Here is a 14,434-nt window from a genome sequence, read left to right on the forward strand (position 1 = left end):
GCACAGGCCTTGGTGGCAAACCCTGTGCTCAGGCACAAAGACAATCACCCAAGGGGTGGCCGAGACTCACAGGGCGATCAACGTTACCCTTTGCATCGCAAAAAATCATAATAAAGAGAGAGCCCGCCATGTCACAGAGCGCCGCCGCTACCCAGGCCATCGTTGACGAGAAAAACGCCGTCTACAAACGCATTACCCTGCGTTTGATCCCCTTCATCTTCATCTGCTACCTGTTCAACTACCTCGACCGGGTGAACGTTGGATTCGCCAAGTTGCAGATGCTCGACGCACTGAAATTCAGCGAAACCGTGTATGGCCTTGGGGCCGGGATCTTCTTTATCGGCTACGTGCTATGCGGCGTGCCGAGCAACCTGGCGCTGACCAAATTCGGCCCACGGCGCTGGATTGCGCTGATGATGATCGTCTGGGGCTCGCTCTCGACCTGCCTGCTGTTCGTCACCACACCGACCGAGTTCTACACCTTGCGCCTGTTCACCGGCGCGGCCGAAGCCGGGTTCTTCCCGGGCGTGGTGCTCTATCTCTCGCAGTGGTTCCCGACCTTCCGCCGTGGCCGCATTATGGCGCTGTTCATGTCGGCGATCCCGGTGTCAGGCCTGCTCGGCAGTCCGTTCTCTGGCTGGATTCTTAACCACTTCGGCGCCGGTCAAGCGGGTCTGGCCGGCTGGCAGTGGATGTTTTTGCTGCAAGGGATCCCGACGGTGATCCTCGGTGCCCTCGCCTACTTCCTGCTTAGTGACAGCTATGCCAATGCCAAGTGGCTGACGCCGTTCGAGCGCTCGGTGCTGGAAGCGGATCACGCCGAAGACCTAACCAACAAGCCGAAAACCACCACGGATTCACTGCTGGCCGTGTTCAAGAACCCGGCGATCTGGGCGTTTGGCCTGATCTATTTCTGCATCCAGAGCGGCGTTTACGCGATCAACTTCTGGTTGCCGTCGATCATCAAGAACCTGGGTTTCAGCGATAACCTGGTGATTGGCTGGTTGAGTGCGATTCCGTATCTGTTGGCGGCGGTGTTCATGTTGCTGGTCGGTCGCTCGGCGGACCTGCGCAAAGAGCGGCGCTGGCATTTGGTGGTGCCGATGCTGATGGGCGCCGTGGGTCTGCTGATCGCCGTGAACTTCGCCACCACGCCGGCCATCGCGATTCTCGGCCTGACCATCGCCACCATGGGCGCCCTCACCGGTTTGCCGATGTTCTGGCCGGTGCCGACGGCGCTGCTGAGCGCGGGTGCGGCGGCAGGTGGTTTGGCGCTGATCAACTCCATGGGGCAGATGGCTGGATTCTTGAGCCCGTACCTGGTGGGTTGGGTCAAGGACAGCACCGGTTCGACGGATGCGGCGTTGTATCTGTTGGCGGGTGTGATTGTGTGCGGGAGTGTGCTGGCGTTGCGGATGACCCGCACGCTGAAGGTTTGATGCTCGTTCCCACGCTCCGCGTGGGAATGCAGCCCGGGACGCTCCGCGTCCCTTTCGATATCTGGAACGCAGAGCGTCCCTTGAGGCATTCCCACGCAGAGCGTGGGAACGATCATAGGGTTGTGTCGATAAATCCGTTTGCTCCGGACAGCTGTTCTGGTATTTGATTGACGCCTTTCCCATCGGCAAAAGGATTTCGTCATGAGCTACCGCACATTGGGTCATTCGGGTCTGCAGGTGTCCACCCTGACCCTGGGCACCATGATGTTCGGCGAACAGACCAGCACCGAAGATTCCCTGCGGATCATCGACAAGGCCTGGGACCAGGGCATCAATTTAATCGACACCGCCGACGTCTACACCGGTGGCCGCTCCGAAGAGATCGTCGGTGAAGCCGTCGCCGGCAACCGCCACGAATGGGTGCTCGCCACCAAAGTCGGTTTCGGCCCGGTGGACGGCGTACCGAATCGCAGCGGCCTGAGCCGCAAGCACCTCTTTAATGGCATCGACGCCAGCCTGACACGCTTGGGCACCGACTATGTCGACATCTATTACCTGCACCGGGAAGACCACAACACGCCGCTGGAAGTGACGATTTCTGCCATCGGCGATCTGATTCGCCAGGGCAAGATCCGTTATTGGGGCCTGTCCAACTACCGTGGCTGGCGCATCGCTGAAGTCATCCGCGTGGCCGATAAGCTCGGTGTCGACCGGCCGGTGATCAGCCAGCCGCTGTACAACATCGTCAATCGCCAGGCCGAAACCGAACAAATCACCGCCGCTCACGCTTACGGCTTGGGCGTGGTGCCCTACAGCCCATTGGCCCGTGGTGTGCTCAGCGGTAAATACGCACCGGACGTGACCCCGGACGCCAACAGCCGCGCCGGGCGTCAGGACAAACGTATTCTTGAAACCGAATGGCGGGTCGAGTCGTTGCGCATTGCCCAGCAGATCCAGGAATACACCCAGGGCCGCGGCGTGGGCATCGTCGAATTTGCCATCGCCTGGGTGATCAACAACAGCGCCGTCACCTCCGCCATCGTCGGCCCGCGTACCGAAGAACAGTGGGATGCCTACACCAAGGCGCAGACGGTGAAGATCACCGCGCAAGACGAAGCCTTCATTGATTCCCTGGTCACACCCGGGCATTCCTCGACACCGGGGTTCAATGACGTCAGCCATTTCGTCTCCGGGCGTAAACCCCGTAACACCTGAAAAATCCCATTCCCCATGTGGGAGCGGGCTTGCTCGCGAAGGCGGAGTGTCAGGCAATGCAGATGTCGACTGACACGGCCTCTTCGCGAGCAAGCCCGCTTCCACAGGGGTGTGTGTTGATTGCAAATCTTGTAGGTGGCAAGGATCAAATGTGGGAGCGAGCCTGCTCGCGAAAGCGGTCTAACATTCAGAATGGATGTTGGCTGATGGTCCGTCTTCGCGAGCAGGCTCGCTCCCACATTCGGACGGTGTTGATTGATCGGTCAATATTCACCTTGAAAACCACGTATCCTCTGCGCCCCGTTTCACGTTCAACTCCGCGAGGACAGTTTGTCTAAAGGTATCGCTCTATCGGTCACAGCCTCGGTGCTGTTCGCCGTCATGTATTACTACACCTCGTTGCTCACTCCGTTGAGCGGCGTAGAAATCTTCGGCTGGCGGATGCTGCTGACCGTGCCCTGCATGACGGTGTTCATGCTGGTGTCCGGCGAATGGCGGCGCGCGGTGGAGATCCTCAAGCGTCTGGGCGGCAAGCCAAAGTTGTTGGCGGTCTTGATCGTGTCGGCGACGTTGTTGGGCCTGCAACTCTGGCTGTTCATGTGGGCACCGCTCAACGGCTACAGCCTCGACGTGTCGCTGGGGTATTTCCTGCTGCCGCTGTCGATGGTGCTGACCGGACGCATCGCATATGGCGAGCGCCTGTCCTATTTGCAAAAAATCGCGGTGTTTTTCGCCACCCTCGGTGTGCTGAACGAGCTGTACCAGGTCGGCGGCTTTTCCTGGGCGACCTTGCTGGTGGTGGTCGGCTATCCCATGTACTTCGTGCTGCGCAAATGGCTGAAGACCGACAACCTTGGCGGCTTGTGGCTGGACATGACCCTGATGTTGCCGGTGGCGTTCTGGTTTGTCTGGGGCGGTGAACAAGGTTTCGGCGTGTTCGACCAATACCCGTGGCTGTCGTTGCTGATCCCGGTGCTCGGATTGATCAGCGCTTCGGCGCTGGTGGTCTACATCATCGCCAGTCGCTTGTTGCCGTTCAGCCTGTTCGGGTTGTTGAGCTATGTCGAACCGGTGCTGTTGCTGGGCGTGGCGCTGCTGCTGGGAGAAAGCATCAAACCTGGGGAATGGCTGACCTACATACCGATCTGGTTGGCGGTGGTGGTGCTGGTGTTTGAAGGGTTCAAGCATCTGGTCCGGCAGCGCCGCAAGCCTATGTAACTGTAGGAGCGAGGCTTGCCCGCGAAGCTTTTTGTCGCCTTCAAGGACGCCTTCGCGGGCAAGCCTCGCTCCTACGGACAGCAAAAACGAAAAAGCCCGGTCAACTGACCGGGCTTTTCTATTTGTGTTGCGGCTTACTCGGTAGCCAGCACACCACGACGAACCTGATCCCGCTCAATCGATTCGAACAACGCCTTGAAGTTACCCTCGCCGAAACCATCATCGCCCTTGCGCTGGATGAATTCGAAGAACACCGGGCCCATCAGGGTTTCCGAGAAGATTTGCAGCAGCAGGCGCTTGTCGCCCGACTCGGACGAACCGTCTAGCAGAATCCCGCGCATTTGCAGTTGATCGACCGGCTCGCCGTGATTCGGCAAACGGCCTTCCAGCATTTCGTAATAGGTTTCCGGTGGCGCGGTCATGAAGCGCATGCCGATTTTCTTCAGGCGATCCCAGGTGTCGATCAGGTTATCGCTGAGGAACGCAACGTGCTGGATGCCTTCGCCGTTGAACTGCATCAGGAACTCTTCGATCTGCCCGGCGCCCTTGGACGACTCTTCGTTCAACGGGATGCGGATCATGCCATCCGGCGCGGTCATGGCCTTGGAGGTCAGGCCGGTGTACTCGCCCTTGATGTCGAAGTAACGGATTTCACGGAAGTTGAACAGCTTCTCGTAGAAGTTGGCCCAGTAGGCCATGCGCCCGCGATACACGTTGTGGGTCAGGTGATCGATGATCTTCAGGCCCGCCCCTTCCGGGTTGCGATCAACGCCTTCGATAAACACGAAGTCGATGTCGTAGATCGAACTGCCTTCGCCAAAACGGTCGATCAGGTACAGCGGCGCGCCGCCGATGCCTTTGATCGCTGGCAGGTTCAACTCCATCGGGCCTGTTTCGATATGAATCGGCTGAGCGCCGAGTTCAAGGGCACGGGCAAACGCCTGTTGCGCGTTCTTGACGCGGAACGCCATGCCGCACACCGACGGACCATGCTCGGCCGCAAAGTACGAAGCAACGCTGTGGGGTTCGTTGTTGAGGATCAGGTTGATCTGGCCCTGGCGATACAGGTGCACGTCTTTGGAGCGGTGGGTCGCGACCTTGGTGAAGCCCATGATCTCGAAGATCGGCTCCAGGGTATTGGGGGTCGGCGATGCGAACTCAATGAATTCAAAGCCCATCAGGCCCATTGGGTTTTCGTATAAATCTGCCATGGTTGGCGCCTCATCATCATTTTTAGAATTAACGGATCGTTAGTTGCTAGCAATGCTGAGACTGGCGGGTGGCGCACAGGAGATGCCCCGAACGCTGCGGGCGAGGAAGTCACCGTAGATCAATTGAAACCCAAAACTCTTCATTGTCGACCCAAGGCTCTTGCGGGCGAGGCTTCTGCTGCCAGAAGACGTTTATTATTGTATGCGTAAACCGATTCTACACAGCGTAAAACGGTTTGTCCGCCTTCTGTATCAAATCCCCTTTTTCGAGGCCGGCGCAAGCGGTTTGTTGCACAGGTAAATTCCCGTCAGAATCAGCCCGCCACCCAGGCACATGGCCAGCGTCAGTTGCTCGCCCAACAGCAACGCCCCGAGGATGACCGCGGTCAGCGGATTCAGGGCGATGAACACGCCGGAACGGGTTGCGCCGATTTTGCGGATGCCGTCGTAGTAGCCGATGTAGGCCAGTGCCGAGCCGAGCACGCCCAGGTACATCAGGCTCATCCATTGTTGCGGCCCCAGGCTGAGCAGCGCTTCAACACTCAATTCTCCGCGTACCGCGCTGGTCAGCCAGAGCATCGCCGTGCCCAACAGGATCGAATACGTCACCGTCTGCACCGGCCCCAACGTCTGATTCAGCTCCTTGGAAAACAGCGAGTAAACGCCCCAACTCAACACGCAGCCGAAAATCAGCAGATCGCCAATCCACGCATCAGCGTTGGCCGCCAGCAATTGTGGGTTGCGGCTGACGATCACCAGCCCTGCCCCGGCGATGCAGATCGCGATCCCCGCGACTTTCGTCCGGCTCAAGCGCTCCTTGAACAACAGCCACGACGCCAGGCCAATCACCGCCGGGTTCAACGCCACGATCAACGATGCCCGGGAGGCATTGATGTAATGCAGTCCATAAAAGAAGCACAGGTTGTAGAAGAAAATCCCGAAGAACCCCAGTAACGCCAATTGCAGCCATTGCCGCAGGCTTGGCCGGACTAACGTCACGCGGGCCAACGCCACAAACAACAGCAACGCCAGGCTGGCGAGCAAGAACCGCAGGCTGGCGGCAAACAACGGGCTCAGGCTGTCGGCCAAAAACCGCCCGGCCACAAAAGTCCCGCCCCAAATCATCGTCACCGCCGCCAGCTTCAGGTAAACCGGTACATCCGACGGTTTTGTCAGGCTTTGTTCATAGCTATTCATAAGTCACCAGAAGAACGGATGACGTATCATCGGACTAATGCCTGATCATCGTAAAATGAGTAAACACTCATGACCCTGACTCAACTGGAAATCTTCTCCCTGGTGGCCGAACTGCGCGGCTTCACCGCGGCCGCCCATCGTCTGGGCATTTCGCAATCGGCTGTTTCCCACGCGCTGAAATCGCTGGAACAGGAGTTGGGCGTTGAACTGCTGCGCCGCCATCAGTCTCAGGTCGAACTCAGCGATATCGGTCAGCAACTACTGTTGCGCGCCCGGGCGATGCTCGGGCTGGCCAACACGTTGCGCCAGGAAGCTGCCGATGCCCGAGGGATGAAACGCGGGACGCTGCGCATTGGTTCGTTCGGTCCGACCTCTTCGATCAAGTTGCTACCGAAGATCCTGGAAAGCTACCGTGCGGCTCATCCTGGTATCGAAGTGCACATTGACGAAGGCCCTGACCGCCAGGTGATTCAGTGGTTGGAAGAGCGGCGCATCGATGTGGGTTTCGTGGTGCTGCCCGAGGAGCGATTCGACACGTTTGCGCTGATCGAGGACCAGATGGTGGCGCTGTTGCCTGTCGATCATCCGCTGACTGCACACGATAGCTTGAGCTTGCAAGACCTGTGTCACGATCCTTTCGTGCTGACTGAGGCCGGTTCTTCGGAACTGGTTTCCCGACTGTTCAGTGCAGCCAGGCTGACGCCGAACATCCGCTATCGCTGCTCGCAGCTGCTCAGCACCTTGGACACTGTGGGCCGTGGCGCGGCCCTGACCGTCGTTGCCGAAAGCTCATTGCCGGCGGACCACGACCGCCGCTATGTGCAAAGACCGCTGTCGCCCCCCATCAAACGGCAGGTCGGGTTGGCCGTGCTGGATCAGCGCCAGTCATCCCCGGCAACGCTGGCGTTTATCGAACTGGCCTCCAAACTAAGCTATCGCTGAGCGGCATAAGCCCGAATGGCCATCTATCATGGCCATTGACTGAACTCTTTTTGGTTTCGCAAATGCCACTGACCGTCAAATCCCGCCGCAAGCGCAGCACCCGGATTGCTGTGACTATTTTGAGTGGGGTGCTCCCGGTTCTGTTGGGCGTCGCCATTCTTTATGTGCAAGCCGGACGCGTACTGAAACAAAGTACCGAACAAACCGCCGACGAAGCCTTGCGTCAATTCAATCTGATGCTCGACAACACCGCCGAGGCCGCGCGGGTATTGCTGCCCCTGGCCGGCGACAGTTGCAACGACACCAAACTGGCGTTGCGCGAACAGGTAACCCGCCGGCCCTTTGTGCGGTCGACCAATCTGGTCTGGGACAACAACATCTATTGCAGCTCGTTGTTCGGTGATTATCAGGAGAAGGTCAACCCCAGTAACTACACCCGGGGCCAGTTATGGTTGATGAGCGGCAATCCGGTAACGCCCAACACCGCGTTGCTGGTGTACCGCCTCAGCGATGGAAAAAAGGGCGCGCTGAGCACCCTCGACGGTTATCACTTGAGTAACGTACTGCGGCTGATCGGCCGTCAAACTTCGTTGTTGCTACAAGTGGGCAACAATTGGTTATCCGCCGACGGCAAAGTCCACGACAGCGCCCTGCCCGTTTTGCCGGTGGCGCAAAGCACGCGCGTTTCCGAGCAATATGCGTTCACCGTGGCCGCCGGATTCCCCGAAGGCGAAACCTGGCGCTACATGAGTCGCGAATACCCTCCGTTGTTCAGTCTGTTGATCTTTTTTGGCGGGGTGTCGGGCTTGATCGGGCACATCCTGCAAAAACGCGCCTCATCCCCCAGCGTTGAACTGCAACGTGCACTGGAGGCCGGAGAGTTCATTCCGTATTTTCAGCCCGTGGTGCATGGCGACACTAAAAAGTGGAGCGGCGCCGAGGTGTTGATGCGCTGGAATCATCCCAAGGAAGGTCTGGTACGCCCGGACCTGTTCATCCCGTTTGCCGAGCACTCAGGGCTGATCGTGCCGATGACCCGCTCATTGATGCAGCAGACCGCTGCGTTGCTGGCGCCAGTATCGGCCTCGTTTGGCGAGCCGTTTCATATCGGGATCAATATCACCGCCAGCCACTGCCAGGACCTGGAACTGGTTGAAGATTGCCGCGAATTTCTCAGGGCCTTCGCGCCTGGCAGCGTGAGCCTGGTGCTGGAGTTGACCGAGCGCGAACTGATCGAACCCACGGCCATCACTCACCAATTGTTCGAGCAGCTTCACGGATTGGGCGTGATGATCGCGATTGATGACTTCGGCACCGGCCATTCGAGCCTGGGGTATCTGCGCCAATTCAATGTGGACTTTCTGAAAATCGATCAGAGTTTTGTCGCCATGATCGGTGCTGACGCCCTCTCCCGGCACATTCTGGACAGCATCATCGAACTTTCGGCCAAGCTGGACTTGGGAATTGTTGCCGAAGGTGTAGAAACCGAGGAGCAAAGCGATTACCTGACCGCCCACCACGTGAACTTCCTGCAAGGCTACCTGTTCGGCCGGCCGATGCCTGGCGCGGACTTCATTAATGCATTAAGTCGTCATTAAACGGCGCTGCCGATAACAAAAACCCGCACCAAATTGAATCAAAAGACTGCTGCTGTTACATGAAGAAAAAGACATGATTTACTCTTGGGCAATTAACTACTACAATTTTTCTTACCTGTGCAAGATTGGCAGGTGAGCCATTATCACCGAGTCGCTACAAGGCTCTTGGCTTATAGCTTTGTTTGCGGTTGGTATCAGCCAAACACACTATTGGAGTAAAGATATTGTCCAGACTCGCTGAATTTCGTGCAGCTGAAAAGGCCCTTCAAGAACAGCTAAAGCAGCTGGAATCCTTGAAGAACGATGCCGGGCTCAAGAAAGAAATCGAATTCGAAGAAAAGCTCCAGGGGCTGATGAAAACCTACGGCAAAAGCCTGCGCGATATCATCGCCATTCTCGATCCGAACCCGGCAAAATCGGGCCTGCAACAAGCCGCAGCTCCTAAGACCCGCCGCGCCCGCGTGGTCAAGGTCTATCACAACCCGCACACTGGTGAATTGATTGAAACCAAGGGCGGCAACCACCGTGGTCTGAAAGCCTGGAAGGAACAGTACGGTGCAGCCACCGTCGATTCCTGGCTGCGCGGTTAACCCTTCGCGGCTACAAAAAAGCCCTGCTAATGCAGGGCTTTTTCATGGACGTTATCTAAAAAATGCAACGATAGTCGCCGATAAAGTTGGAAATGCCTTGTAATGAGGTCCCGCCCCCTGAGCACACTCGGTACTTGCCGTCTTACTTTGGGCTTAATCCTTTTGGGTATCTAACAACGCGAACCTTGCAAAATCCACGACCCTCAACTCTCCATCTAAAGTTTCAAGCTGTTACGGGCCGCCTCTATTTCGTCCTGACTTGCCTTATAAACCTCGGCCTGCCCGGCGTAGGAAAGAACATAAGCCTTGTCCGCCTGTACGGCGGCGACCAATGTTTGAGAGAGCACGTGTCGGCCGTTCTGGGTGACCGTGCACGTGGTTTCAAGTGCCGACAGTTGACTCAATGTGGCCGGGTGAATCTTGTTGCAGACACTTTGATACCCACCCTGGAAAAAATCTTTCTGCACCGACTTGCGCATCTCCAGCAACACGCCCTGCAAGTTCACCTGATGGCCGCTTTCCACTGGGGTCATGGTCAATTCCATCACCAGCACCTGATTGCCATCGGCGTCGTTTTTCACCGCGCGTTGCCGGGACACTTGCGGCGCGGCTTCATTTGGCGCGACGACTTCCACCTCCCAGCCGTTTGGCCAGGTGATGCTCGGGGTATCTGCCTGAACCGCCGTGGCCAGTGCAAACAAACCCAGGAAAACGAATAGCGATGCAAACGGTCGGATCATTAGGAGAGGCACTCACAAATTGAACCACAAAGTCTGAGCCTCACCCGGCCGCCAGGCAATAGCCGGGCGTTTTGGTTTGGCGATGTCGGGACGCTTGCGTATCATTGCGACCATTCGCCAGCCCCACTTATTTTCCGGAGGGCCCATGAGCCTGCACGAATTGAACACCTTCCCCGGCGTCACCGCCGCACCTGACACCGCGACCCAAAAGTTCGTCTTCAACCACACCATGCTGCGGGTCAAGGACATCACCAAGTCCCTGGATTTCTACACGCGCATCCTCGGTTTCTCACTGGTTGAAAAGCGCGACTTTCCGGAAGCCGAGTTCAGCCTGTACTTCCTGGCGCTGGTGGATAAAAGCCAGATCCCGGCCGATGCTGCGGCGCGTACCGAGTGGATGAAATCGATCCCCGGCATTCTGGAGCTGACCCACAACCACGGCACCGAAAACGATCCAGAGTTCGCCTACCACAACGGCAACACCGACCCGCGCGGTTTCGGTCATATCTGCATTTCGGTACCGGACATCCGTGCTGCGTGCGAACGTTTCGAAGCCTTGGGCTGTGATTTCCAGAAGCGCTTGAACGATGGCCGCATGAAGAGCCTGGCGTTCATCAAGGACCCGGATGCTTACTGGGTCGAAATCATCCAGCCTGCGCCAATGTAAAAACACACCACCGCCGATCGTTCCCACGCTCCGCGTGGTAATGCCTCCTGTGACGCTCCGCGTCACGCTTTTGGGACGCAGAGCGTCCCGGGCTGCATTCCCACGCAGAGCGTGGGAACGATCAGTGCCTGGCATAAAAAAACCCCATGATCACTCATGGGGTTTTGTGTTTTCAGCGCTGGCGATTAAGCCGGGGCCGAGGTGCGGATCAGGTGATCGAATGCGCTCAGGGAAGCCTTGGCGCCCTCGCCCACCGCAATCACGATCTGCTTGTACGGCACGGTAGTCACGTCACCGGCGGCAAACACACCTGGCAGCGAAGTTTCGCCACGGGCATCGACTATGATCTCGCCGCGCGGTGACAACTCAACGGTGCCTTTGAGCCAATCGGTGTTCGGCAACAGACCGATCTGCACAAAGATCCCTTCCAGCTCGACCGTGGTGAACTCACCCGAATCGCGGTCCTTGTAGACGAGCCCGGTCACTTTCTGCCCATCACCCTTCACTTCGCTGGTCAGCGCGCTGGTGATGACGTTGACGTTCGGCAGGCTGTACAACTTGCGTTGCAGTACGGCATCGGCGCGCAGCTTGCTGTCGAACTCCAGCAACGTGACATGGCTGACGATGCCGGCCAGGTCGATGGCTGCTTCGACGCCGGAGTTACCGCCGCCGATCACCGCCACGCGCTTGCCTTTAAACAACGGACCATCGCAGTGCGGGCAGAAACACACGCCCTTGGCTTTATATTGCTGCTCGCCCGGTACACCCATTTCGCGCCAGCGCGCACCGGTGGCGAGGATCAGTGCCTTGGTTTTCAGGCTGGCACCGCTTTCGAAGCGCACTTCGTGCAACTCGCCAGGGTTTTTCGCCGGGATCAGGGCCGTGGCCCGTTGCAGGTTCATGATGTCGACGTCGTACTGTTTGACGTGTTCTTCCAGGGCGCTGGCCAGTTTCGGCCCTTCGGTTTCCTGCACGGAGATGAAGTTTTCGATGGCCATGGTGTCCAGCACCTGCCCACCAAAACGCTCCGCGGCCACACCAGTACGAATGCCTTTGCGGGCAGCGTAGATCGCCGCCGATGCACCGGCCGGGCCGCCGCCAACGATCAATACGTCAAAGGCTTCTTTGGCGCTGATCTTTTCGGCCTGAAGCTCGGCACCACTGGTGTCGATCTTGGCGAGGATTTCTTCCACGCCCATGCGGCCCTGGCCAAAGATCTCGCCGTTCAGGTAAACACTCGGCACGGCCATGATCTGGCGTTTGTCGACTTCAGCCTGGAACAGTGCGCCGTCGATGGCGACGTGACGGATATTCGGGTTGAGCACCGCCATCAGGTTCAGCGCCTGGACCACGTCCGGGCAGTTCTGGCAGGACAGCGAGAAGTACGTCTCGAAGCTGAACTCGCCTTTGAGCGAGCGGATCTGTTCGATCACTTCGACACTGGCTTTCGACGGGTGACCGCCGACTTGCAGCAAGGCCAGCACCAAAGAGGTGAATTCGTGGCCCATGGGGATGCCGGCGAAACGCAGGCTGATGTCGGCACCCGGGCGGTTGATCGAGAACGATGGCTTGCGTGCATCATCACCGTTATCGAGCAAAGTAATTTGAGTGGAAAGACTGGCAACGTCTTTCAGCAGTTCAAGCATTTCCTGGGATTTCGCACCGTCGTCGAGGGAGGCAACGATCTCGATCGGTTGGGTGACCCGTTCCAGGTACGATTTCAACTGGGCTTTAAGATTGGCGTCCAACATACGGGCGATTTCCTTTACTTTATTTGAGGCGAAAAAAAACGCCCGAGCGAATCTCGCCCGGGCGTTTTTATTGGGCGGTTGCAGCTTACTGAGGTGCGGAAACCCGCCCTGATGTTGCTTTTGTCACAGACTTAGATCTTGCCGACCAGGTCCAGGGACGGAGCCAAAGTGGCCTCGCCTTCTTTCCACTTGGCTGGGCAGACTTCGCCCGGGTGAGCAGCGACATACTGAGCAGCCTTGATTTTGCGCAGCAGCTCGGAAGCGTCACGACCCACACCGCCGTCGTTCAGTTCAACGATTTTGATCTGGCCTTCTGGGTTGATCACGAAGGTGCCACGGTCAGCCAGGCCAACTTCTTCGATCAGCACGTCGAAGTTGCGGGAGATGGCGTGGGTCGGGTCGCCGATCATGGTGTATTCGATTTTGCCGATGGCTGGCGAAGTGTTGTGCCAGGCAGCGTGTGCAAAGTGGGTGTCAGTGGAAACGCTGTAGATTTCGACGCCCAGTTTCTGGAATGCGGCGTAGTTGTCAGCCAGGTCTTCCAGTTCGGTTGGGCAAACGAAGGTGAAGTCGGCTGGGTAGAAGAACACGACCGACCATTTGCCTTTCAGGTCAGCGTGCGACACTTGTACGAAGTCGCCATTTTTGTAAGCGGTAGCTTTGAACGGTTTTACTTGGCTGTTGATGATAGGCATCGGTGACTCTCCGTCAGGGTTGAAAAGTTTGGGTTGAAAAGTTGATGTGGTGAATCCTACCCACTCGATTGCCGCATGGCTCATTGGCAAAGCTCATGCTGCTCATTGGTTTTCGCTATTAGCCGACAGTATTAATAGAAGAAAACCTACTGAGCAGCGCCAATGGCTTTTTCCGTGAGGGGCGTCATCCCGAAAAACGGGCTGACTTCAACATAGCGCATGGCGGACTTCATATCCTTCCAGCCCACGTAGCTCATCAACGACTTCAAGTCCCAACCACTCTGATGGGCCCATGTTGCAAAACCGCGACGCAAGGAGTGACTGGTGTAGTGCTCGGCGGGAATGCCGGCGCGTTCCAGCGCTTGGCGCAGCAACGGGATCACGCTGTTGGCGTGCAGCCCCTCCTCGCTCAGGTGGCCCCAACGGTCAATGCCGCGAAATACCGGACCGCGCACCAATGCCGCTTCGGTGATCCAGTTTATGTAGGCCTGCACCGGGCATAAGCGCTGCAGTGCCGGCGTCTGGTAAGTCTTGCCGAGGTTTTCCCGATCGCTTTTGCTGCGGGGCAAGTAAAGCGTGATGCCTGATTGGGCGACCGCTTTTACGTGTTCGATCTGCAAGCGGCACAACTCATCACTACGAAATCCGCGCCAGAAGCCCAGCAGGATCAACGCCATGTCGCGCCTTGCCCTCAACAATCCGGGTTGGTCACCTTCTTTTCGGGCGGTTTGCGCTTCCTGCTCAAGCCACGCCACAACTTGCTCCAGGTGTTGCAGTTGCAACGGCTCGGCCTGTTTTTCCTGGGCCGGGTGCAACGCCCGAATCCCCTTGAACACCTGCCGAACCACCGGCGCCTTGGTCGGATCGGCAAAACCCTGGCTGTTGTGCCATTGCGCCAATGCGGATAGACGCAGTTTCAAGGTATTGATCGATAGCACGCTCGCATGGGCGACCAAGTAGCGCGCGACGCTGTCGCTGGTCGCCGGCAGGAACCCGCCCCAACTGACTTCGAAGTGCTCGATGGCCGCGCGGTAGCTGCGACGGGTGTTGTCGCGGGTGGCGGCTTGCAGGTAGCGATCCAGATCGGACATGGGCTCAACTCTCGAAAACGTACCGCTTTGGCGGGTGGAAACTGCGTCTACAGCTCATCACACGGGGTAATACCAGTATA

The 14,434-nt window shown here is 57.8% G+C and carries 13 protein-coding genes; 7 read left to right on the forward strand and 6 right to left on the reverse strand.

Going from position 1 to position 14,434, the window contains the following annotated elements:
- Window positions 1-128 precede the first annotated feature (128 nt).
- The 3 genes from BK667_RS13525 (at window position 129) to rarD (ending at window position 3,872) form a co-directional block, all read left to right on the forward strand.
- The gene (locus BK667_RS13525) at window positions 129-1,439 is read left to right on the forward strand and encodes an MFS transporter (RefSeq protein ID WP_123597897.1); all 1,311 of its coding nucleotides are present in this window, start codon (window positions 129-131) and stop codon (window positions 1,437-1,439) included.
- A gap of 201 nt (window positions 1,440-1,640) precedes the next feature.
- Window positions 1,641-2,654 (forward strand): aldo/keto reductase, encoded by a 1,014-nt coding sequence (locus BK667_RS13530; protein ID WP_123597898.1) that lies wholly within the window; start codon window positions 1,641-1,643, stop codon window positions 2,652-2,654.
- A 330-nt stretch (window positions 2,655-2,984) separates the two neighbouring features.
- A complete protein-coding gene (gene rarD, locus BK667_RS13540) occupies window positions 2,985-3,872 on the forward strand; it encodes an EamA family transporter RarD (protein ID WP_123508228.1) in 888 nt (295 codons plus the stop codon).
- 134 nt (window positions 3,873-4,006) lie between these two features.
- Here the strand turns inward: rarD and hppD are convergent, their stop codons facing one another.
- Together hppD and BK667_RS13550 are read right to left on the reverse strand one after the other, a co-directional pair.
- Window positions 4,007-5,083, reverse strand: a complete 1,077-nt coding sequence (gene hppD / locus BK667_RS13545; RefSeq protein WP_123508227.1) for a 4-hydroxyphenylpyruvate dioxygenase — start codon at window positions 5,081-5,083, stop codon at window positions 4,007-4,009.
- Between the two features lie 252 nt (window positions 5,084-5,335).
- Window positions 5,336-6,280 (reverse strand): DMT family transporter, encoded by a 945-nt coding sequence (locus tag BK667_RS13550; protein WP_123597899.1) that lies wholly within the window; start codon window positions 6,278-6,280, stop codon window positions 5,336-5,338.
- A gap of 69 nt (window positions 6,281-6,349) precedes the next feature.
- Between BK667_RS13550 and BK667_RS13555 the strand changes: the two genes are divergently transcribed.
- The 3 genes from BK667_RS13555 (at window position 6,350) to BK667_RS13565 (ending at window position 9,410) form a co-directional block, all read left to right on the forward strand.
- Window positions 6,350-7,222, forward strand: a complete 873-nt coding sequence (locus BK667_RS13555; protein WP_123508225.1) for a LysR family transcriptional regulator — start codon at window positions 6,350-6,352, stop codon at window positions 7,220-7,222.
- 62 nt (window positions 7,223-7,284) lie between these two features.
- Window positions 7,285-8,820 (forward strand): EAL domain-containing protein, encoded by a 1,536-nt coding sequence (locus BK667_RS13560; protein WP_123597900.1) that lies wholly within the window; start codon window positions 7,285-7,287, stop codon window positions 8,818-8,820.
- A gap of 224 nt (window positions 8,821-9,044) precedes the next feature.
- The gene (locus tag BK667_RS13565; protein ID WP_123408041.1) at window positions 9,045-9,410 is read left to right on the forward strand and encodes a histone-like nucleoid-structuring protein, MvaT/MvaU family; all 366 of its coding nucleotides are present in this window, start codon (window positions 9,045-9,047) and stop codon (window positions 9,408-9,410) included.
- A 215-nt stretch (window positions 9,411-9,625) separates the two neighbouring features.
- Here BK667_RS13565 and BK667_RS13570 read toward each other — a convergent pair whose 3' ends face one another.
- Entirely contained in the window at window positions 9,626-10,150 is a 525-nt protein-coding gene (locus BK667_RS13570) for a DUF4946 domain-containing protein (protein WP_123508223.1), read from the reverse strand.
- A 145-nt stretch (window positions 10,151-10,295) separates the two neighbouring features.
- Here BK667_RS13570 and gloA point away from each other — a divergent pair, with 145 nt between their 5' ends.
- Complete coding sequence (gloA, locus tag BK667_RS13575) at window positions 10,296-10,817, forward strand: lactoylglutathione lyase (protein ID WP_123508222.1); 522 nt, start codon at window positions 10,296-10,298, stop codon at window positions 10,815-10,817.
- 185 nt (window positions 10,818-11,002) lie between these two features.
- Here gloA and ahpF read toward each other — a convergent pair whose 3' ends face one another.
- The 3 genes from ahpF to BK667_RS13590 all read right to left on the reverse strand — a co-directional run bounded on the left by ahpF (window position 11,003) and on the right by BK667_RS13590 (window position 14,354).
- On the reverse strand, window positions 11,003-12,568 hold the full coding sequence (ahpF, locus tag BK667_RS13580) for an alkyl hydroperoxide reductase subunit F (protein WP_123597901.1): 1,566 nt from the start codon (window positions 12,566-12,568) through the stop codon (window positions 11,003-11,005).
- Window positions 12,569-12,699: 131 nt separating this feature from the next.
- Window positions 12,700-13,263 carry an alkyl hydroperoxide reductase subunit C gene (gene ahpC, locus BK667_RS13585; RefSeq protein ID WP_123597902.1) on the reverse strand — a complete coding sequence of 188 codons (564 nt, stop codon included), beginning with the start codon at window positions 13,261-13,263 and terminating at the stop codon, window positions 12,700-12,702.
- A gap of 146 nt (window positions 13,264-13,409) precedes the next feature.
- Complete coding sequence (locus BK667_RS13590; protein ID WP_123508219.1) at window positions 13,410-14,354, reverse strand: site-specific integrase; 945 nt, start codon at window positions 14,352-14,354, stop codon at window positions 13,410-13,412.
- Window positions 14,355-14,434: the final 80 nt, after the last annotated feature.

Origin of the sequence: Pseudomonas frederiksbergensis (genome assembly GCF_003732705.1) — a bacterium.
GTDB classification, from domain to species: domain Bacteria; phylum Pseudomonadota; class Gammaproteobacteria; order Pseudomonadales; family Pseudomonadaceae; genus Aquipseudomonas; species Aquipseudomonas frederiksbergensis_F.

Excerpts from the sequence above, each read along its gene's own strand:
- BK667_RS13525 (WP_123597897.1), top strand. The coding sequence starts at position 129 with ATGTCACAGAGCGCCGCCGCTACCCAGGCCATCGTTGACGAGAAAAAC.
- BK667_RS13530 (WP_123597898.1), top strand. The coding sequence starts at position 1,641 with ATGAGCTACCGCACATTGGGTCATTCGGGTCTGCAGGTGTCCACCCTG.
- hppD (WP_123508227.1), bottom strand. The coding sequence starts at position 5,083 with ATGGCAGATTTATACGAAAACCCAATGGGCCTGATGGGCTTTGAATTC.
- BK667_RS13550 (WP_123597899.1), bottom strand. The coding sequence starts at position 6,280 with ATGAATAGCTATGAACAAAGCCTGACAAAACCGTCGGATGTACCGGTT.
- BK667_RS13555 (WP_123508225.1), top strand. The coding sequence starts at position 6,350 with ATGACCCTGACTCAACTGGAAATCTTCTCCCTGGTGGCCGAACTGCGC.
- BK667_RS13560 (WP_123597900.1), top strand. The coding sequence starts at position 7,285 with ATGCCACTGACCGTCAAATCCCGCCGCAAGCGCAGCACCCGGATTGCT.
- BK667_RS13570 (WP_123508223.1), bottom strand. The coding sequence starts at position 10,150 with ATGATCCGACCGTTTGCATCGCTATTCGTTTTCCTGGGTTTGTTTGCA.
- gloA (WP_123508222.1), top strand. The coding sequence starts at position 10,296 with ATGAGCCTGCACGAATTGAACACCTTCCCCGGCGTCACCGCCGCACCT.
- ahpF (WP_123597901.1), bottom strand. The coding sequence starts at position 12,568 with ATGTTGGACGCCAATCTTAAAGCCCAGTTGAAATCGTACCTGGAACGG.
- ahpC (WP_123597902.1), bottom strand. The coding sequence starts at position 13,263 with ATGCCTATCATCAACAGCCAAGTAAAACCGTTCAAAGCTACCGCTTAC.
- BK667_RS13590 (WP_123508219.1), bottom strand. The coding sequence starts at position 14,354 with ATGTCCGATCTGGATCGCTACCTGCAAGCCGCCACCCGCGACAACACC.